This window comes from Limnohabitans sp. (genome assembly GCF_017848645.1).
Classification (GTDB): Bacteria; Pseudomonadota; Gammaproteobacteria; order Burkholderiales; family Burkholderiaceae_C; genus Limnohabitans_A.
This window is the reverse complement of sequence record NZ_JAFEIF010000077.1, coordinates 110,600-129,056: the sequence shown is the minus strand read 5'-3', so window position 1 is coordinate 129,056 and position 18,457 is coordinate 110,600. Positions and strand designations below refer to the sequence as shown.

The 18,457-nt window shown below is 61.5% G+C and carries 17 protein-coding genes; 13 read left to right on the top strand and 4 right to left on the bottom strand.

From position 1 onward, the window contains the following. Positions 1-63 precede the first annotated feature (63 nt). From QZ190_RS16900 to QZ190_RS16865, 8 genes are all read left to right on the top strand, one after another. Positions 64-981, top strand: a complete 918-nt coding sequence (locus tag QZ190_RS16900) for a DUF692 domain-containing protein (RefSeq protein WP_291918761.1) — start codon at positions 64-66, stop codon at positions 979-981. Beyond that, positions 981-1,715, top strand: coding sequence for a putative DNA-binding domain-containing protein (locus tag QZ190_RS16895; RefSeq protein WP_291918759.1), 735 nt, complete (start codon positions 981-983; stop codon positions 1,713-1,715). Before QZ190_RS16900 ends, QZ190_RS16895 begins: the two co-directional genes overlap by 1 nt. Continuing rightward, positions 1,712-2,224 (top strand): DoxX family protein, encoded by a 513-nt coding sequence (locus QZ190_RS16890; RefSeq protein WP_291918757.1) that lies wholly within the window; start codon positions 1,712-1,714, stop codon positions 2,222-2,224. The genes QZ190_RS16895 and QZ190_RS16890 overlap by 4 nt, the downstream gene beginning before the upstream one ends. Before the next feature lie 92 nt (positions 2,225-2,316). Then, the gene (locus tag QZ190_RS16885; protein WP_291918755.1) at positions 2,317-3,204 is read left to right on the top strand and encodes a hypothetical protein; all 888 of its coding nucleotides are present in this window, start codon (positions 2,317-2,319) and stop codon (positions 3,202-3,204) included. 193 nt (positions 3,205-3,397) lie between these two features. Further along, a complete protein-coding gene (locus QZ190_RS16880; protein ID WP_291918753.1) occupies positions 3,398-4,375 on the top strand; it encodes a YncE family protein in 978 nt (325 codons plus the stop codon). A 153-nt stretch (positions 4,376-4,528) separates the two neighbouring features. Then, complete coding sequence (locus QZ190_RS16875; RefSeq protein ID WP_291918752.1) at positions 4,529-4,939, top strand: thioredoxin family protein; 411 nt, start codon at positions 4,529-4,531, stop codon at positions 4,937-4,939. Between the two features lie 28 nt (positions 4,940-4,967). Further along, entirely contained in the window at positions 4,968-5,696 is a 729-nt protein-coding gene (locus QZ190_RS16870; protein ID WP_291918750.1) for a cytochrome c biogenesis CcdA family protein, read from the top strand. A 276-nt stretch (positions 5,697-5,972) separates the two neighbouring features. Beyond that, the gene (locus tag QZ190_RS16865; protein WP_291918749.1) at positions 5,973-7,205 is read left to right on the top strand and encodes an ABC transporter substrate-binding protein; all 1,233 of its coding nucleotides are present in this window, start codon (positions 5,973-5,975) and stop codon (positions 7,203-7,205) included. Positions 7,206-7,267: 62 nt separating this feature from the next. On the opposite strand, the gene QZ190_RS16860 is transcribed toward QZ190_RS16865, so the two are convergent. Next, on the bottom strand, positions 7,268-11,527 hold the full coding sequence (locus QZ190_RS16860) for a DEAD/DEAH box helicase (protein WP_291918747.1): 4,260 nt from the start codon (positions 11,525-11,527) through the stop codon (positions 7,268-7,270). Between the two features lie 166 nt (positions 11,528-11,693). On the opposite strand from QZ190_RS16860, the gene QZ190_RS16855 reads away from it, so the two are divergent. From QZ190_RS16855 to QZ190_RS16840, 4 genes are read left to right on the top strand one after another with little or no spacing between them, the layout of a single operon-like run. Further along, the gene (locus QZ190_RS16855) at positions 11,694-11,843 is read left to right on the top strand and encodes a hypothetical protein (protein WP_291918745.1); all 150 of its coding nucleotides are present in this window, start codon (positions 11,694-11,696) and stop codon (positions 11,841-11,843) included. Further along, the gene (locus QZ190_RS16850) at positions 11,840-13,519 is read left to right on the top strand and encodes an ABC transporter permease (RefSeq protein ID WP_291918743.1); all 1,680 of its coding nucleotides are present in this window, start codon (positions 11,840-11,842) and stop codon (positions 13,517-13,519) included. Before QZ190_RS16855 ends, QZ190_RS16850 begins: the two co-directional genes overlap by 4 nt. Then, positions 13,516-14,250: an ATP-binding cassette domain-containing protein gene (locus tag QZ190_RS16845; protein ID WP_291918741.1), complete on the top strand. Its 735-nt coding sequence runs from the start codon at positions 13,516-13,518 to the stop codon at positions 14,248-14,250. Before QZ190_RS16850 ends, QZ190_RS16845 begins: the two co-directional genes overlap by 4 nt. Further along, entirely contained in the window at positions 14,243-14,854 is a 612-nt protein-coding gene (locus tag QZ190_RS16840; protein ID WP_291918739.1) for a CDP-alcohol phosphatidyltransferase family protein, read from the top strand. The genes QZ190_RS16845 and QZ190_RS16840 overlap by 8 nt, the downstream gene beginning before the upstream one ends. Before the next feature lie 113 nt (positions 14,855-14,967). Here QZ190_RS16840 and QZ190_RS16835 read toward each other — a convergent pair whose 3' ends face one another. From QZ190_RS16835 to QZ190_RS16825, 3 genes are all read right to left on the bottom strand, one after another. Then, positions 14,968-15,798: a hypothetical protein gene (locus QZ190_RS16835; RefSeq protein WP_291918738.1), complete on the bottom strand. Its 831-nt coding sequence runs from the start codon at positions 15,796-15,798 to the stop codon at positions 14,968-14,970. A gap of 520 nt (positions 15,799-16,318) precedes the next feature. After that, complete coding sequence (locus tag QZ190_RS16830; protein ID WP_291918736.1) at positions 16,319-16,669, bottom strand: helix-turn-helix transcriptional regulator; 351 nt, start codon at positions 16,667-16,669, stop codon at positions 16,319-16,321. Then, positions 16,656-16,988 carry a type II toxin-antitoxin system RelE/ParE family toxin gene (locus QZ190_RS16825; RefSeq protein WP_291918734.1) on the bottom strand — a complete coding sequence of 111 codons (333 nt, stop codon included), beginning with the start codon at positions 16,986-16,988 and terminating at the stop codon, positions 16,656-16,658. Before QZ190_RS16825 ends, QZ190_RS16830 begins: the two co-directional genes overlap by 14 nt. Before the next feature lie 192 nt (positions 16,989-17,180). Between QZ190_RS16825 and QZ190_RS16820 the strand changes: the two genes are divergently transcribed. Continuing rightward, on the top strand, positions 17,181-18,308 hold the full coding sequence (locus QZ190_RS16820) for a Fic family protein (protein ID WP_291918733.1): 1,128 nt from the start codon (positions 17,181-17,183) through the stop codon (positions 18,306-18,308). Positions 18,309-18,457 lie beyond the last annotated feature (149 nt).

The window sequence follows — 18,457 nt, the reverse complement described above, 5'->3', positions numbered from 1 at the left end:
CGGGTGCGCCCCAGGGGCTGACTGACCTGTTTCAACCCCCTCCCTTATTTGAGCGCCATGCACATGCCCTCCAATACCCACCACCACAACACGCTGGCCCCCTGGGCGGGCTTGGGTTTTCGACGCGAGCTGATCCCGGCTTTACAGCAAGCGGTGCCCGAGCGCATCGGCTTTTTCGAGGTGGCCCCGGAAAACTGGGCCGGCATGGGCGGCCGGGCAGGCCGCGATTTTCGCGCCTTCACCGAGCGTTACCCCTTTGTGTGCCACGGCCTGTCGTTGTCCTTGGGCGGCCCCGGGCCTCTGGATGAAATCCTGCTGCGCCGCACACGCGATTTCATGCGTGAACATGGCATGCGCCTGTTCACCGAACACCTGTCTTGGTGCGCTGACGACAGCCACCTGTACGACCTGCTGCCCATTCCCCAAACCGAAGAGGCTGTGCGCTACACCGCTGAGCGCATTGCCCGTGCGCAAGACATTTTGGGCATGCAAATCGGCGTGGAAAACGCGTCCACCTACATCGCACCGCCGGGTGCCGAAATGAGCGAGCCCGAATTTGTGCGGGCCGTGGTCGAGCGGGCTGATTGCCTGCTGCACCTGGATGTGAACAACATCTATGTCAACAGCCGCAACTTCGGCTTTGACCCATACGCCTATCTGGCGCAGCTGCCGCTGGAGCGCACCTGCTATGTGCATGTGGCTGGGCACTATGTCGAAGAAGACGGCTTGCTCATTGACACCCATGGCAGCGACGTGATTGACCCGGTCTGGCAATTGCTGCAAGCCGCTTACCAGCGCATGGGCCACCCGGTGCCCACTTGCCTGGAGCGCGACTTCAACATCCCCGATCTGCACACGCTCACGCAGGAGGTGTCGCACATCGCGCACTTGCAGCACCAGGCCTTCGGCGTGCAAGCAGTTGGTCAATGGGGTGCGCAATGGGGTGCGCAAGCCCAGTCCATCAACAGGCAGGTGGCGTGATGTTGGCTTTTCAAGAATTCCAGCACCAGATGGCCGCACACCTGCGCGACCCGCACCACACGCGCCGCCCACCGGGCGTGCCCAAGCGGCGCATGGGCGTGTACAACGATTTGTTGTTCAACAACGTTTGTGGTTTTCTGGACAGCTGTTTTCCGGTCAGTCGCCAACTGCTGGGCGAGGCCCGCTGGCGCAGGCTGTGCCGCACCTTTTACCGCGACTGGCCTTCGCACACGCCTTGGTTTCGCGAGATCCCGCGCGAGTTCGTGCGCTACCTGAGTGAGCACCACATCGCCCAGCCCTTGCCGGTCTGGCTGGCCGATCTGGCGCGTTATGAATGGGCCGAACTGGCCGTTGATGTGATGGACGTCGCGCCCCCCGCGCACGACCCCCAGGGCGACATGATGCAAGCGAGCGTGTGCCTCAACCCCGCGCGGGTGGACGTGGTCAGCCCTTGGCCCGTGCACCGCATCGGCCCCGACTGGCAGCCACGCCAGGCGGAGCCCACGTTTTTGGTGGTCTTTCGCGACGCGCAGCTGGACGTGCAATTTGCCGAGATCAACGCCGTCACGGCCCACGTACTCAGTCTGCTGGACCAGGGCCTGAGCGGCCAACAAGCCTTTGCCCAACTGGCCACCGACATGAAGCACCCCGACCCGCAAGCCTTGCAAGGCTTCGGACAACAACTCCTCATCAGCCTGCGCGAGCAAGGCGTCTTATGGGGCACACACACATGAACAACACCCTCCAACTCGCCCGTCGCGGCATCGATGCACTCGATCTGCTCGGTCTGTGGATCGGCCTGCTGAGTTTGCGGCTGATCCTGGCTTGGGAATTTGGCGAAGCCGGTTTTGAAAAGCTGCATGGCAGCAACTGGTTTGCAGACATCCAGGACCAGTTTCCTTGGCCTTTCAAGCTGATCCCGGCCGACCTCAATTGGGCCTTGGCCACCGGTTTTGAAATCGTGGGGGCCATCGCCTTGGTCATCGGATTGGGCACACGCTTTTTTTCTGCCTCGTTGATCGTGCTCACCGTTGTGGCCATGTTCAGCGTGCACTGGCCCGAGTCGTGGTCCAGCCTGGGTGAATTGCTCCAAGGCTATGCCCTGACCAACGATGGCTTTGGCAACTTCAAGCTGCCCGTGATCTACATGACCATGCTGGTGCCCTTGGTGTTCATGGGGCCGGGGCGGTTGTCGCTGGATGCGTGGGTGCAGGCGCGTTGGCAGTCCAACACCCGGGTGTGAATGGTTCACATCCGGGGCAAAGGGAGGGTCGAAAGATCCCACACAACAACCATGCCCCTTGGGCTTGGCTTTAGACATCAAAGGAGATCGGCATGAGATTCAATCGATGGGTATTTGCTGCGTGTGCAGCGGCGGCTTTGGCTGCTTGTGGCGGGGGCAATGGGAACAGCAGTGGCAATTCAGGCCCCTCCATCAACGTTCAATTGCTCGGGCTGGAAAACCTGGGCGCACGCTCGGTGTATGAGGGCTGGTTGATCGTCAATGGTGCGGCCAAAAGTGCGGGCCGCTTCACGGTGGACGACCGTGGGGTGATGAGCCAAACCAATTTCAAGATCGCCAGCGCCGACATCGCAGGAGCTTCGGCCTATGTGCTCACCATCGAGCCGCAAAACGACCCCGATCCGGGACCGACCAAAACGCATTTGGTGGCTGGCAATTTCGATGCGGCACGCACCCAGGCTGCCCTGAGCGTGGCGCACACATCGGCCTTGGGCAATGACTTCACCAGCGCCACTGGAAAATTCTTCCTGGCCACGCCCACCAACCCTGGCACCGATGACCAGGGCATCTGGTGGGTCGATGCCAGTTCGGGAACGCCGCAGGCGGGCCTGAATTTGCCAACGCTGCCCGAAGGCTGGGTCTACGAGGGATGGGTGGTCGTGGACGGCAAACCCACCAGCACGGGACGCTTCACCCGTGTGACCGGTGCAGACAGTGACGGCGCAGGACCCGCAGCGGGCACGGCCGCAGCGGCCCCACCTTTCCCGGGACAGGATTTTGTCAACCCCGCCAAAAAACTGCCTGGTGGCATGGCCGTGATTTCGATCGAGCCGGAGCCAGACAACAGCCCTGCGCCGTTTTTGCTCAAACCCCTGTTGACCAACCCGATGGGCAGCGCCACTGGCCCGAGCAACGGGCAGACGATGCTCAACCAGGCCAACAAACTCAACCCCACAGGGACCGTCACCATCGTGCGCTGACGATTCCCCTCCTGAAAGGCGATCCATGGATCGCCTTTTGGCGTGTATTGCGCATCACCCTGCTCACCACGGTGGTGTGCGTGCGGGGCTGACGAAATGGCATCTATGTACACGGCCGAAGCCCTGGCTGCGTGGGAGGCGTTTGCAACCCCAAACGCATGAAGGCAAATTGAAATCAACACAAGGAGTAAACATGAAAAAATGGGTTCTATTGGGCGCTGTGACAGGCCTGTTGTACGGCTGCGGCGGCGGCAGCGATGCGGTGCTGACCGAAAACGTGGTGGTGACCAACCGCGGTGGCGCGAGCCTGACGGTGATCGATGCGAAGACCGATGCGGTCAAGCAAACCGTCTCGATCGCGGGTTCGGAGCCCATGTACGTGGTCTACGTCAAAAAAACCAACCGCCTGTACGTGGGCGATCGGGCGCAAAACAAAGTGCATGTCCTGAACCCCGTCAACTTCCAGGTGGAGTCGTCGGTCAATGTGGGGCGCGGCGTTTTCCACATGTGGGCCGATGGGCAAGGCGATCACCTGTGGGTGGCCAACGATGTGGACAACACGGTCTCGGTCATCAAACTGTCCGACCGCAGCGTGCGCACATTGGCGCTGGAGGCCAAGCCGCACGATGTGGTGTTGACGGCCGATGGTCAAACTGCATTTGTCTCCATGCTCATCAACGATGCGCCCGACAAGGTGGTGCGTTTCAATGCGCAGACCCTGACCAAAGAGTCTGAGACCGCAGTAGGCGAAGACCCGCACCTGTACTTTGTTGAGCAAGACCAAAAGCTGTATGTGCCCAACCAAGAAGGTGGTGTGTTTGTGCTCGGCCGCGATTTGAAACTGGATTACCGATTGAACCTGGCCGGCTCGCACGGCATTTTCCCCAGCCGGGATGGTCAATATGTGTTCATGACCAATTTGCCGGGCAAACAGCTGTACTCGCTCAACACGCGCAGCCGTTCCTTGGCTGAAAACCCGCTGGATGTGAGTGTGAACAACCCGCACAACCTGGTGGTCAACGGCGACAGCAAGAAGGCCTTTGTCACCCACTCAGGCCCAACGGCCAACCAAGTGACGGTCTATGACATCGATGCCCAAGGCAAGATCAAGTTCAGCAAGCCAGTCACGGCAGGCACCAACCCGTTTGGCATTGCTTACTACAGCTACTGAGTCGCGCACGATGCCTGACAAGGCGGCCAGTGGCCGCCTTTTGTGGTGCAGCCCTGTAACTTTGGGCGCGCCTGATTCGAAATGATGGATACCGGTGTGTGAGGCCCTTGAGCCTCAGATCGCAGACCGGTGCACTCAAGACAAGGATGAACCATGCACAAAACACTCGCCCATCAAATGCTCCCCCACAAAGCCCTTGCGCTGTTGACCCTGACGCTGAGCGCCTGGATGGTTCCGGCACACGCGCTCGACATTGCCCCTTACAGCGCCCAGACCTTGGCGCAAAAGCAGCAAGCCGGTGAAGCCGTGAGCCTGCACTTTCACGCCAAGTGGTGCCCCACTTGTCTGGTGCAAGAAAAAGCGTTCAACACGTTCAAAGGCGATGCCACCGTGCCGGGCACCTTGCTGGTGGTGGACCATGACCAGGAGCGCGAGCTCAAGCGCCAGATGGGCATTCGCGCGCAATCGACCTTGATCGTGTTCAAAGGCCAAGAGCAAAAGCACCGCTCGGGTGGTGTGACCGACCCGCAGGCGCTGAAGGCGGCTTTGCTGTCGGCCCAGTAAACATGCCACCTGATTGGAAGAGCACCTCATGGATTTGGCCATCAGTCACCTGGGTTTGAGCTTGCTGGCCGGCAGCTTGACCACTTTGTCGCCTTGCGTTTTTCCCATCTTGCCCATGGTCCTGGGTGGGGCCGCGCAGGGCAACCGCCTGGCCCCTTTGGCCATGGGCGTGGGCATGGCCTTGTCGTTTGCGGGCATCGGGGTGGTGCTGGGTGCACTGGGGCCGGCCATTGGCCTAGACGGCGACCATGTGCGCTTGTTTGGCGCGGTGCTGCTCATGGCGCTGGGTGTGATGATGTGGGTGCCGGTGCTCAATGAACGCTTCACCCAATGGATGATGCCGCTGGCCAGTGGGGCCAACGGCGTGTCCTCTCGCCTGAAGGGGGACACCTTGGGTGGGGCCTTGTTGCTGGGTGCGGTGCTGGGTTTGGTTTGGAGCCCTTGCTCAGGTCCCTTGTTGGCCTCGGCCCTGACCTTGGTGGCCAGCGAAGGCGGCGCAGTGCGCGGCGGGCTTGTGCTGGGCCTGTTTGGCATGGGCGCGGCCATTCCTCTGGTGGCGGTGGCCTATGCCTCACGTCGGGGTTTTCAGGCGGTGCGCGATAAAGTGCTGGCGCAGGGCGATCGGGTCAAGAAGGTGTTTGGCGGTCTGATATTTCTGGCGGGTGTGGCCATTGCCACGGGCGCTGACAAATGGCTCGAAGCCCAAATCGTGCCTTTGTTGCCTGACGCCTGGTTGCGTGCGACCACTTTGTTTTGATGTTTTCTTTAACCTATTGATCCGGCATGCTGAAGTTTGAAATGTGTGAGAAAGGACATCTTGTAGGTCGGTACTCGCAGAGTTCGACGTTACTGGTTTGGGCAAAGGCCCATGTCGGAGTCTTCCACCGCCGACCTACAAGATCTTTGATGCATTCAAAACTTCACCGGGCCGAATCAATAATGGCCCGGGTCATGCAGCGGATTGGCCTGCTGCGAAAATGCATACCCTTGGCTTTTAACCGTGAACAGCGCCGTGCAGGCGGTCCCCTTCAACATGAGTTCTTCATTTCAGATCAACCGTCGCCAGACCTTGACTCTTGCAGGTGCCGCCGCCTTTGCCCCTTGGGCCGCGCAGGCCGCCGCCCCCGCATCCGCTTCCGCAGCGGCTTGGGCTGACATCGAACGCGTCGCTCGCGGCCAAACCGTGTACTTCAACGCCTGGGCGGGCAGCGAGCGCATCAACGCTTACTTGCAATGGGTGGCGGGTGAATTGCAGCGGGACTTTGGCGTCAAGCTGCAGCACGTCAAGATCAGCGACGCGGCCGATGTGGTCAAGCGCGTGCGCGCCGAAAAGCAGGCCGGACGCAAAGACACCGAAGGCACGGTGGACCTGATCTGGATCAACGGCGAAAACTTTGCGGCCATGAAGCGTGATGGTTTGTTGTCTGCGCCCTTCGCACAAGCCTTGCCCAATTTCCAGTGGGTGGACACCGTGGGAAAGCCCACCACGCTGGTGGATTTTTCGGTGCCTACCGACGGGCTGGAATCGCCCTGGGGCATGGCGCAGCTCACGTTTTTTGCCGATGCCAAACGCCTGCCCCAAGTGCCGCAAAGCATGGCTGAGTTGCTGGCGCTGGCCCGCAGCCAACCCGGGCGAATCACCTACCCGCGTCCACCCAACTTCCATGGCACCACCTTCGTCAAGCAAGCGCTGATCGAACACGCGCCCGACGTGAAAGCGCTGGCCCAACCTGTCACAGCCGCCGCATTGGAAGCGCAAGCCGCACCCCTGTGGCGCTTTCTGGATGCGCTGCACCCGCACCTGTGGCGCGGCGGCAAACAGTTCCCGCAAAATTCGGCCGCGCAGCGCCAGATGATGGCCGACGGCGAGCTGCTGCTGGCCCTGACCTTCAACCCCAACGAAGCGGCAAACGAAATAGCCGCCAAGCGCCTGAGCGCCACGGTGCAAAGTTGGCAGTTCGCCAAGGGCACGATTGGCAACACGCACTTTGTGGCCATCCCGTACAACGCGCCGAGCAAAGCCGGTGCGCAAGTGGTGGCCAACTTTTTGCTCTCGCCCGCCGCGCAAGCACGCAAAGCCGACATCGACGTGTGGGGCGACCCCACCGTGCTCGACGTGACGCGCCTGCCTGCCGCCGAACGCGCACGCTTTGCATCGGCCGTACGCCCCGGGCAACTGGCCCAGAGCGCCCCGGCACTGCCCGAGCCCCATGCTTCGTGGGTGGACGCGCTCGAGAAAGAATGGACACGCCGCTACGGGGTTTGACAAGAAGCTTTCGTCTTGCAGGTCGGCTTCAGTCCCGACCTGCAAAAATGGCTTGCGCCTGATCAATCCCTGAGCAATTCCGCCAATGCGGAGGCATCCAGCACGGCCGAGCCGTCCTGGTCGTTGAGCATGCTGTCGGCCAGGCTGCGTTTGTCGTGGTGCATTTGCAAGATGCGCTCCTCCACCGAGCCCTGGGTGACCAAGCGGTAGACGGTGACGGGGCGTTGCTGGCCCATGCGGTGGGCACGGCCGCTGGCTTGGTCTTCGGCGGCCGGATTCCACCAGGGGTCGACGATGATGACGTAGTCGGCCACCGTCAAGTTCAGGCCAAAGCCACCCGCCTTCAGGCTGATCAGAAACACCTCGCCCTGCCCTTGCTGAAAGGCGGCCACACGCTTGCCTCGCTCGGCCGCCGGGGTACTGCCGTCCAGGTATTGGTAGGCCACACCGAGGGCCTCCAGGCGCTCGGCCAAGAGCTTGAGGTAGTCGGTGAACTGGCTGAACACCAAGGCTTTGTGTTGGCCCGCCACCAGCTCTTGCACCAAGCGTTCAAATTCCTCGATCTTGGCCCCGGAGAGCCCCATCTCGGGCACCACCAGGCGCGGGTCGCAAGCGGCGCGGCGCAGCTTCATCAGTTCGGCCAACATGCGAATTTGCGGGCCTTTCTTGTCTTGGGCGGCTTTTTCAACCTCCTCGCGGGCTTGGCGGCGCATGGCTTCTTGCAAGGCGCGCTCGGCCTCGCTGGGTTGCACCAGGTGAACGATCTCGGTGCGCGGCGGCAGGTCTTGCAAGACCTGGGCCTTGGTGCGGCGCAGCAAGAAGGGCGCAATGATACGGCGCAGGCGCTGGCGCACCGCCGGGTCTTGCTGGCGCTCAATGGGGCCGGCAAAGCGTTCTTGAAACTGGCTGGCCGAGCCCAGCAAGCCAGGGTTCAAGATGTTCATCAACGACCACAACTCAGACAGCCGGTTTTCCACCGGCGTGCCCGACAGGGCCAGGCGAAAGCCCGCCTGCAGCTGGCTGACCACTTGCGCGCGTTTGGTGGCGGCGTTCTTCAAGGCCTGGGCTTCGTCCAGCACCAGCGTCGCCCAGGCGGCCTGCGTGAAGGCTTCGCTGTCTTGCTGCACCAGGCCGTAGCTGGCCACCAAGACATGGCCGGGGCCGAGCTCAGCAAAGACCTGGCGGCGGTCTGCGGCCTCGTGATAAATGTGCACCTCCAGGCTGGGTGCAAAGCGGTGGATCTCGTCGCGCCAATTGCTGCACACCGAGGTGGGTGCCAGCACCAGAGCGGCCCCACCCTTGCTGCGTTGCAGCAGCAGGGCCAGGGTCTGCACGGTTTTGCCCAGGCCCATGTCGTCGGCCAGGCATGCACCCAGCCCCGAGCGCGACAGGCGCGCCATCCATTGGTAGCCTTGGCGTTGGTAGTCTCTCAACTCTGCCTGCAGGGTGCGCGGCACGGGGGCCTCCCATTGACTGGCTTTGGCCAGCTCGTCCACGCGCTCGCGCCAGGCTTTGTCGCCCTTCAGTTCTACCCCATCGAGTTGTTCGCTCAGCCAGGCCGCTGCGGCGTGCGGCAGTTGCAGGCCCGCCTTCTTGCTGCTTTGTGCCAGGCCGTCCAGGTCTTTGAGCTGCTGGCGCAGGCGGTCGCTGAGCGCCAGGACCTGACCCTCGGCCAGCGTCACAAAACGGCTGCTGCTGCCGCGCATCAGGGCCAAAAGCTGCTGCAGACCCATGACCCGGCCTTCGTCGAGCTGCACCTCGCCGTCCAGCGCCAGCCAATCGCGGCCGCTGCCCACGGTGATCGACATCTGCTGGCTGTGAACTTGCTGAATGTTGACGGCGCGCCCTTTGGGCCAGTCGATGGCGGCAACGCCGGGCTGGCTCGGCAGTTGGTCCAGCGCACTCAAGGCTTCGTCGGGCGTGTCAAGCAACACCGTTTGGTCGGCGCTGTGCTCGGGGTCCAGCATGGGCAGGCTTTCGAGCACGCTGGTCAGCCAACGCCGCTCTTCGCTCAGGCTGCGCTCGCACCACAGGCTCTCGCCCTCGTGCACGCACACCATGCGGGCACGACCCATGCCGGGCACCACCAGGGGGCCATAGTCGCCAAAGGGTTGCACCACCAGGCGCAGGGTCAGGCCCTCGCCTGCCGGGGCCAGTTGTGCGCGCAAACGGCTTTCGGCGGGCACTTGGCGGCCCGTTTGGGCATCGCCCTGCAACTCAAAGTGCGAGGCCAAGGCTTGCAGTGCGGCGTTCAACTCGGTTTGCGCCTGGGCGGGCACCCGCCAGCCGTTGGTGATGAGGTCGGCCACCTGCTGCTGCGCCGGGCTGATGTGGATGAGCTTGGCCACGCCAGGGCTCACGCGCACGATGCGCCACTGGGCCCGGTCTTCTGCAGCGGCATGGCGCTCGTCACCCCACAGATTGAAATGATCGGGCAACTGGGGTGATGTCTTCAGGTTGATGGGTGGGTCAATCTCGAACAGATAGCTGGCGTTTGCGCCGTCGCCTTCTCGTTTGACCAGCAAGCGCGGCTGGGCGGGCACCATCTCCAGCCACTGCTGCGGCGCGTCTTCCAGCATCAGGAGGGGGTGGCCCTTCAGGGCTTGCAGTGCGCCGGTGATATTCAGCACGGGCTGGGTGCTGTTGCGTGGGCGCTGCAGGTGGCGCAGCACCGCACTGTCGCGGGCGGTTAAGCCTTGGCGCTTTTGGGCTGCCAGCCAGCCTAAGGGTTTGAGCTTGACGGCCCCACGAGCCCCCGTGCTCATCTCCAACATGTTCAGGTCTATCGGGCGACCCTGTTCATCGATGCTCAGGCTCCACGCCCATTGCAGCGCAGGCTTGTCGGCCACTGCGGCAGGGTCGCTGGAGGCGCTGAGGTTCAGAATGGCTTGCAGGGCGTCGCGCCAAGGCTCAGGCGGTGCCCCAAAAATGCGCGCGGGCCTTGCCGCCACGGGGTGAACCCATTCAGCGCTGGGCCAGCCCAGGCGCTCGCAGGCCTCGAGCGCGGGGGCCAGCAGACTGCCCAGGCACTGGTTTTTGAGGAACGCCAGCGTGGTGGCGACCTTGTCGTCGTTGGGCGGCTCACCGGCAGGCTTGCCCAGCCAGGCCAATTGCAGCAGGTGTTCAGCCTTGATGTCTCGCTTCAAAAAGTCGGTGAAGTGCGGGTGCCAAGGCGACTTGCCCAGGCGCGCATCAATCGCTTGAACCCACACGCCAAAAATACCGTCGTTGATGTCCGGCTGGCGGCGGCCAGACGCTGCCACACACAGCTTGCGAGCCACCTCCCAATCTTTGTGATCGTCGCTGCTCAGCCAAGCAAGCAGTTCTAGCTGCTGCAGCCAAGGTGGCAGCAGCTCGGCCCATTTGACCTTGGCCGCACGCAGCGCTTTGCCATTGGCTGCAAAGGCCTGACGCGCGCCACCGTGGTCGCCCGCTTGCAGCAGTTGCAGGCCTTCAATGGCACCCGCCAGCTCGGGCACATAGCACCAATCCGGGCCCAGCAGGGCGGTGAGCTGCGCGCCGCGCGCGTCACCCGCCATAGAGATGCCCAAGGCCAGGCGCGTGATGGGTTGCGGCACCAAGCGGCCCGAAGGGATCTCGGTCTCAAGCCAAGCGATAGCCAAGGGGTAATTCGGGTCGTCCATGCTGCTCAGGGCCGTGAGCAACAGCCTTTGCAGCCACAAGGGGTCGGCCTGGCCCATCAACTCGGGCAACCAGGCATCTTCAAAAATCTGATCTGCCCATTGCGGCAGGTAGCTCGCCAGTGCGTGAGGTGCAAGCATGGCCATGGCCTCGGCCTCGCTGCGCCCTAACCAGAGGTGGGCCCGCACCACGCAATAGCCCAAAGCCACGCGCTCTGGCTGAAGCGACCAAGAATGGGTCCGAGTCGTGCTGAGGCGCTGCACCATGTGTGGCCACAGCGCCGTGGGCTGCACGGTGGTGTAGACCCGAATCAGGTTCTTGCGGGTATCTGGTGCTGAAAAGTTCAACTCTTGGAGGCCACTGTAGCCAGGGTTGACCCAGCCGCGCTCGCGTAAAACCACCAGTTGGGCACGCACGCTGGTTTCAGTCACCGAGCCCGTCCACCCCACCAAGTCGCCATGCTGTCGCAACAGCTGGGTCATCTCGGTGGCCGTGGTGCTTTGCGACAGCAGCACCATCATGTCCAACACCTGTTGCACTCGCGCCTCGTCCACATTGGGCTTGTCCAGCGGGGTAGCATCCACCTTGGCATGCGTGTCAGTGGGCGGCCATGGCTGGCCTGAGGGCGTGGTGTAACCCTGAGGGGCGCGTTTGAACTTGGCCACAGAGGGCTCCTTCATGAATGGGTCGGCAAGCGGGTTGAGGGCATGCACAGAGAATTTGGCGGGTGGCCCGACCACCCACGCGGCATTTTCCCAGAGGTTCATGAACACGACGGCGGTCTTCCCCGCCGGTGCCGCAACCCGTTTGCTTGATACTCCGTCCACAACCCAATAGATAACCACCATGACCTCACGCATTTTTGAACTGGGCCAAACCCTGCCGGGCTGCGACGAGCCGTTGCCCCACCAAAACGCCGAGCGCTGCCAAGTGGCGGGCTTGGCCCAAGCCATGGGCCACAAAACCATCGGGCAACAGCTCAACGCTGGCCTGTGAGTGCCTTTGCCATTTTTGCTGCGTGGCTGCTGGCGCTGACCGTGGCCGTGCCCATCGGCGCGGCGCTTTGGGCGGTGGCCGCGCAAATGCTCGATGCCGCCTGGCAAGCCCTGTGGGCCGACCCGCAAACCTGGCGCGCCTGGGGCATGACGCTGTGGACCGGGCTGGCTTCGACCGCGCTGGCGTGGATCACGGTGGCGCATGTGCTGGCCAGTGGCTTCATCCGCCAACAGCTGGGCCGCTGGCTGTCGCATCTGCCTGCCTTGCTGGCCACGCCGCACGCGGCCATGGCCATCGGGCTGGTGCTGTGGCTCTCGCCCAGCGGCTGGGCGCTGCGGCTGCTGTCGCCGGGCCTCACCGGCTTTGACGCACCGCCGCCCTGGTTCACCACACAAGACCCGTGGGGCCTGGGGCTGATCTTGGCGCTGTGGCTCAAAGAAGTGCCGTTTTTGTTGTGGGTGGCCGCCACGCAGATGCAGCGCGAAGACCTGCGCCGCCGCTGGCAGGCCGAATACGCCCTGGCCCAAACCCTGGGCCGCACCCCTGCACAAGCCTTTGCGCAAATCATCTGGCCGCAAATGGCCCCGCGCCTGCGCTGGCCGCTGCTGGCGGTGCTGGCCTATGGCCTCACGGTGGTCGACATGGCGCTCATCATCGGCCCCGCCACACCGCCCACCTTGGCGGTGCTGGCCTGGCAATGGCTGAGCGATGCCGACCTGCTCACGCAATCACAAGGCGTGGCGGCAGCGGGGTGGCTGACGGGCACGGTGCTGGTGGCGGGCGTGCTGGCGGGGTGGCTTGTAGGAGCCGCGCCCTCGCGGCGAATGCTGGGGTATGGCAAGCGCCTGAAGTTGGCCGGGGCAAGGCGCCTACCTAATGCAGTTTTTGTGGGTGTTTGGCAGCCGAATGTCATCTGGACCACCATCCTCGCCGCCTACGCCGCCGTCTGGTTCGCCCTGACCGTGGGCAGTGTCTCAGGCGTGTGGCCTTTCCCCCAAGTGTGGCCCGAGCTGTGGACACTCAGCGCCTGGCAACAAGTGGCCAGCAGCGTGCACACGGTGTGGACCACCTTGGGCCTGGGCGTGGCATCGGCCAGTGTGTGTTTGCTGTGGTCTGTGGCGTGGCTGGAGTTGGCACCGCGCCGCTGGCAGCAGGCCCTGCAACCTTGGTTCTTGTTGCCGCTGGTCTTGCCTTCGGTGCTGTGGGTGGTGGGCTTGTACAGCTTGGCGCTGCACACCCGCCTCGAAGGCCAATGGCTGGGCCTGAGCCTGGCGCATGCGGTCATGGTCTTGCCCTATGTGCTGCTGGCGCTGGTGCCTGCTTATCAAGCGGTGGACCCGCGCCAAGCCGCGCTGGTGGCCAGCTTGGGCCACGGCCGCTGGGTGTATTTGTGGCGTGTGAAGTGGCCTTTGCTGAAACGCGCCATCGCCTCGGCTTGGGCCGTGGGCTTTGCGGTCAGCGTGGCGCAATACCTGCCCACGCTCTACGTGGGCGCGGGCCGCTTTGCCACAGTCACCACCGAAGCCGTCACCTTGGCTGCGGGCGCACAACGCTCGCTCATGAGCGCCTACGCCGCGCTGCAAATGCTCTTGCCCATCGCCGCCTTTGCGCTGGCCGCGTGGCTGGGCAGGCCACGCCGATTTGAGAAGATCGCCCCCATGAAAGCCACACCATGACCGACACCCCACAAGATGGCCTTCATCAGGGCATGAACGACGGCCTGCACGTTCACATCGAACGCTTGGGCAGCGCGCTTCACGCGCTGGTGAGCGGCCTGCGCCTGAATGTGCCGCCCGGCGAAATCCTCACGCTCATGGGCCCGAGCGGCTGCGGCAAAAGCTCGGTGCTCGCAGCAATAGCGGGCACGCTGGCCAGCGTGTCCGAAGGGCTGCAGCCACTGCAGTTACAAGGCTTGGTGCAACTCAATGGCCGTGATCTCACGCACCTGCCCACCCACCAACGCGGCGTGGGCCTGGTGTTTCAAGACGCCTTACTCTTCCCGCACATGACGGTGGCCGATAACCTGCTTTTTGCCGTGCCCGCCAGTGACAACTGGGGCACCCGCAGCACCAACGCGCAGCGCCAAGCCCGTGTGCAACAAGCGCTGCAAGAAGCTGAGCTGATGGGCATGGGCGAGCGCGACCCGTCCACGCTCTCGGGCGGGCAGCGTGCGCGTGTGGCGCTCATGCGCGCCTTGCTGGCCGAGCCGCAAGCGCTGCTGCTCGACGAGCCTTTTTCCAAACTCGACGCCGCCTTGCGCGCCCAGCTGCGCCCGTGGGTGTTTGCGCATGTGCGCGAGCGGCGCATTCCGGTGGTCTTGGTCACGCATGACGAACAAGACGTGGCAGACCCGCAGCGCGTGGTGCACTTGCGCGCCGCCGCCGAAGAAAGCGCAAACCATGTTTGACCGCCACGCCCAAACCCTCTTGCGCCCCGCGCTGAACGCTGCCGCACGCGGCTTGGTGCGCGCAGGCATCAGCGCCGACGCGCTGACCTGGCTGGGCTTTGCCATCGGCATGGCCGCCGCCGTGGCCATTGCGCTGCAAGCGTGGTGGTGGGGCTTGGCGCTGCTGCTGGCCTCGCGCTTGCTCGACGGCTTGGACGGCAGCGTGGCCCGCCTGACCCAACCCACCGACGCGGGCGGCTTCCTGGACATCGCGCTCGACTTCGTGTTCTACGCCGCCATCCCGCTGGCCTTTGCGGTGGCCAACCCCGCCGCCAATGCCCTGCCCGCCGCAGCCCTGCTGGCCAGCTTCATCGGCACCGGCAGCAGCTTTTTAGCCTTCGCCGCACTGGCCGAAAAACGCGGCCTGACGGACACCGCCTTGCCGGGCAAAAGCTTTTACTTCTTAGGTGGCCTGACTGAAGCCACCGAAACCATCACCGTCTTCGCCGCCATGTGCATCTGGCCTGAACACTTTGCGGTGTTGGCTTATGGGTTTGCGGGCTTGTGTGCCATCACCACGGGGATGCGGGTTTGGTGGGGGTATCGGCGGTTGGGGTGGCGTTAGGCAATCATGTGAACAGCCGGGATAGGATAGCTCGCGACCGTAGATACGTGAAATTTGCAACGTTCGGGACAAGCGGCACTTGGGTGCGTCCGTGAAGATGCAGCGGTAGAAATTCAAAAAGGAAATGAACTCAGTCCTTTTGAGCGGACCGAATTTGCAGCATACGGAATAATTTTTCCGTCCTCTTGCTTGATAAAGATTTTTTCATCGACAGGATGAATATCAACAAGAATTCCAACAAGCTCCGCAGCATGGTTAAATATTTCTTCGTTAATCTCAGCAGTCGAATTGTCTTGAAATGTGACCATTTCATCTTCTGTGGTGAAGAATCTAGCATTAGCCTTGCCTTTGTTTTCAATACCATTCACTCGTCGTTCTAGCGACCCTATGGCTGAGAGAATTAATTGTGTTTCACCAGAAACTTGTTGCTTTGCGGGAATCTCAGCAGCGGTAATACCAGCCAATTGAACCACTGAGTTAACACCTTTTCCATTTGCAGATGCAGTTTCTTGGATTGCGCTTGAAATCTTTGAAATATCCTTTTGGACAGTGTCAATGCGAAGGGTGTCGTCATACTCTACGTACCGCAGGCCCTGAATATCAAATACCTTGTCTGTGCGTCGATCCTTTATGAGCGCAACGGGTTTGTTAAAAGCATGTCGAATCCCGAGCTCATACATGACATTAGGATTCCTTGCGCTAAAGTCACAAATAACCATTTCAGATTCGACAATCTTCTGGATTATCCCGACAACTATGTAGTCAGTCTTTATGGTGTCGTCAGCTCGAATAGGTATATAACCCGCCGCCACAATTGCAGGCTTGAGTATGTGTTCGTAAACGCGTCCAAAGTGTCCCGGTTCATATCCATGAACGTCTGAGATCGGCATGATGACAAAACAGACAGGCTTTTCTTTTTCAGCTGCTTTTTCTGGCGAGTTCATTTGGCGCTCTTGGTAAAGACTTCTATGGCTATCGTGGAATCGACCGCGAAACCCGGTTGATACACCCGGCCCGTGTCGATACATCCTTTTTGTTGAAATCGTTGCAAGCGGCTTGCGCCATGGGTCTTGGGCCAGGGGTTGTCTGTGCATGCAGGTTTAAATTTGCAGCCCAAACCCGCCATCCAGCCCCTTGCTACTTCCCTCCCGCACCATCCAGCGCAGCAGGCATGAAGCGCCCAACTATACCCAAATAAATACGAATAATTAGCTACAAAAATTTTTGCGCGCTCAACTCGCAAGCGCTTCCTTAAACGCGCCATTTGTCAAAATCAGAGCTGGCTTGCATCGCGACTTTGGGCGTCCGTTGTCACTTGCTCTTGCAGCACGCGCTTGGCTTTGGACAAGTCCAAAGAAGCCGTGATGTCGATGCCCTCATCAAACGTTTGCTCGAACTTTTTGGCTTTTATAAAGTGCCACCATTTCTGTCAGTGCACGACGTACTGATGTCGCACAAGTTCGTTCATGAAGCCGCCAAGCGTTTGGGCGTGGCCTGAATCGTACGGCTCGTTAAATTGCCGGTTGCCCGAGGCCTGCGAACCAGCCGAATCTCCAGCTTGCAACCCAAGGCATCTGCGTACTTGGTCAGCGTTGCCAGCGATGGCGAGTGCTTGCCACTGCCGGACTCCATGCGTGCAACAGCAGATTGGGTGGTTCCGATTTTTTCGGCCACTTGCGCTTGGGTCAGGCCTTGCGACGTGCGGGCCTTCAAGAACTCATCCAAAAGAGAAAACTCGTCGCTCAGCTTGTCAAATTCTGCTTTGACGGCCGCATTGGCCAGTGCCTGGGTGCGCAGTTGTTTATGCGTCAACATCTTTCCACTCCTTCATACGCTTGCGCGCAAGTGCCAATTCTTTGGGCGGTGTTTTGTCGGTCTTCTTCACAAACTGATGGAGCATGACAATTTTGCGATTCACCACCGTACAGAAAAATACGCGTCCAATACCTTCTCGGGATTTCAATCGCAGCTCAAAAAGACCTGAACTCATGGCCCGCGTGTGGGGCATTCCTAAATCCGGGCCAAATTCCATCATTCGATCAGTGCAATGAAAGTACCTTGCCAAAATGCCGGGTGGTAAAGCCAGCACATCAGCCTGTAACTTTTCATCGTGATATTTGATGTCCCACTTCATCCGGGAAATATAGCATGTTTGAGATAATTTGTACCTCAGGCTTGCTGCATCCTGGATGAAGCGCTTGAATACTTTACGGCTCTGTGTGCGGCCCCCACTTGGTTGCGAGTTGGTTGAGGCTATGGGCGATTGCGGTGAATACGCTACTTATTCACCGCAATATATGCGGTGAATAAGGCGCATAATCACCGCATGTTCGCCGACAAGCTACCCCGCAAACGCACTTACCTCTGGCAGCGCCCCGACTGGCCGCAGTGGCGATATGACGCGGCTGCCCTGGCCGGGCCGTTGGCACAGTTGCACCGCGCGCAAGGTGAGTTGGTGGGCCGGATGGCGCATTTGGGGTTGGCGCAGCGCGATTTGGCGACTTTGCAGGTTTTGACGCAAGAGGTCATCACCACCAGCGCCATTGAGGGCGAAACGCTCAACTTGGAGGCTGTGCGTTCGTCCATTGCCCGCAAGTTGGGGGTGGACATTGGCGCGCTCGCGCCCGCTGACCGCCATGTGGATGGCGTTGTGGACATGGTGCTGGACGCCACCCAGCAGCACGCGCAGCCGCTCACGGCAGAGCGCTTGTTTGGTTGGCATGCGGCGCTGTTCCCCACCGGCTTCAGCGGCCGTCTGCGGATTCAGGTGGGCAATTGGCGCAACGACGCAGCGGGTCCGATGCAAGTGGTCTCGGGACCGGTGGGTCGAGAAAAGGTGCACTTTGAGGCACCGCCCGCCCACACCTTGCCCGCACAAACAGCCGCATTTTTGGAGTGGTTAAACGCTAAGCCTTCTGGTGATCCGCTGGTGCACGCTGGGTTGGCGCATTTGTGGCTGGTGACCTTGCACCCGTTTGACGACGGCAATGGCCGCATCAGCCGAGCAGTGGGCGACATGGCCTTGGCCCGTGCTGAAGGCTCTGCGCAACGGTTTTACAGCCTGAGTGGGCAAATTCAACGCGAGCGCAAACAGTATTACGAACAACTCGAAGCCACCCAACGCGGCACGATGGACGTGACGCCATGGCTGCAGTGGTTTTTGGCCTGCTTGCTGCGTGCGGTGCAGGGCGCTGATGGTTTGTTGGCGGGCGTGCTGGACAAGGCGAAGTTTTGGCAACGCTGGGCAGACACGCCGATGAATGCACGGCAGACGCTGGTGCTCAACCGCGTGCTCGACGGCATGGACGGCAAGCTGACCAACGCCAAGTGGGCCACCCTGGGCAAATGTTCGGCCGACACGGCGCTGCGTGACATCAATGATTTGTTGGCGCGGGGCGTGTTGCGCCGCTTGGAGGGTGGTGGGCGCAACACGGCATACGAGTTAGCGTCCTGATGCGGAGCGAGGCCTGCAACGCTGTGTGTCAAAGCCCTGTGCCTCTGGGTTCGATCTGGATGACGAACTTGTAACTTCTCAGGGCATTCAGCCGAATAACAAAGCATCAGCGTTTATCGTTCATGGCTCTTGGTTCACTGTGGCCAAGA

Excerpts from the sequence above, each read along its gene's own strand:
- QZ190_RS16900 (WP_291918761.1), top strand. The coding sequence starts at position 64 with ATGCCCTCCAATACCCACCACCACAACACGCTGGCCCCCTGGGCGGGC.
- QZ190_RS16895 (WP_291918759.1), top strand. The coding sequence starts at position 981 with ATGTTGGCTTTTCAAGAATTCCAGCACCAGATGGCCGCACACCTGCGC.
- QZ190_RS16890 (WP_291918757.1), top strand. The coding sequence starts at position 1,712 with ATGAACAACACCCTCCAACTCGCCCGTCGCGGCATCGATGCACTCGAT.
- QZ190_RS16885 (WP_291918755.1), top strand. The coding sequence starts at position 2,317 with ATGAGATTCAATCGATGGGTATTTGCTGCGTGTGCAGCGGCGGCTTTG.
- QZ190_RS16880 (WP_291918753.1), top strand. The coding sequence starts at position 3,398 with ATGAAAAAATGGGTTCTATTGGGCGCTGTGACAGGCCTGTTGTACGGC.
- QZ190_RS16875 (WP_291918752.1), top strand. The coding sequence starts at position 4,529 with ATGCACAAAACACTCGCCCATCAAATGCTCCCCCACAAAGCCCTTGCG.
- QZ190_RS16870 (WP_291918750.1), top strand. The coding sequence starts at position 4,968 with ATGGATTTGGCCATCAGTCACCTGGGTTTGAGCTTGCTGGCCGGCAGC.
- QZ190_RS16865 (WP_291918749.1), top strand. The coding sequence starts at position 5,973 with ATGAGTTCTTCATTTCAGATCAACCGTCGCCAGACCTTGACTCTTGCA.
- QZ190_RS16860 (WP_291918747.1), bottom strand. The coding sequence starts at position 11,527 with ATGAAGGAGCCCTCTGTGGCCAAGTTCAAACGCGCCCCTCAGGGTTAC.
- QZ190_RS16855 (WP_291918745.1), top strand. The coding sequence starts at position 11,694 with ATGACCTCACGCATTTTTGAACTGGGCCAAACCCTGCCGGGCTGCGAC.
- QZ190_RS16845 (WP_291918741.1), top strand. The coding sequence starts at position 13,516 with ATGACCGACACCCCACAAGATGGCCTTCATCAGGGCATGAACGACGGC.
- QZ190_RS16840 (WP_291918739.1), top strand. The coding sequence starts at position 14,243 with ATGTTTGACCGCCACGCCCAAACCCTCTTGCGCCCCGCGCTGAACGCT.
- QZ190_RS16835 (WP_291918738.1), bottom strand. The coding sequence starts at position 15,798 with ATGAACTCGCCAGAAAAAGCAGCTGAAAAAGAAAAGCCTGTCTGTTTT.
- QZ190_RS16830 (WP_291918736.1), bottom strand. The coding sequence starts at position 16,669 with ATGTTGACGCATAAACAACTGCGCACCCAGGCACTGGCCAATGCGGCC.
- QZ190_RS16825 (WP_291918734.1), bottom strand. The coding sequence starts at position 16,988 with ATGAAGTGGGACATCAAATATCACGATGAAAAGTTACAGGCTGATGTG.
- QZ190_RS16820 (WP_291918733.1), top strand. The coding sequence starts at position 17,181 with ATGTTCGCCGACAAGCTACCCCGCAAACGCACTTACCTCTGGCAGCGC.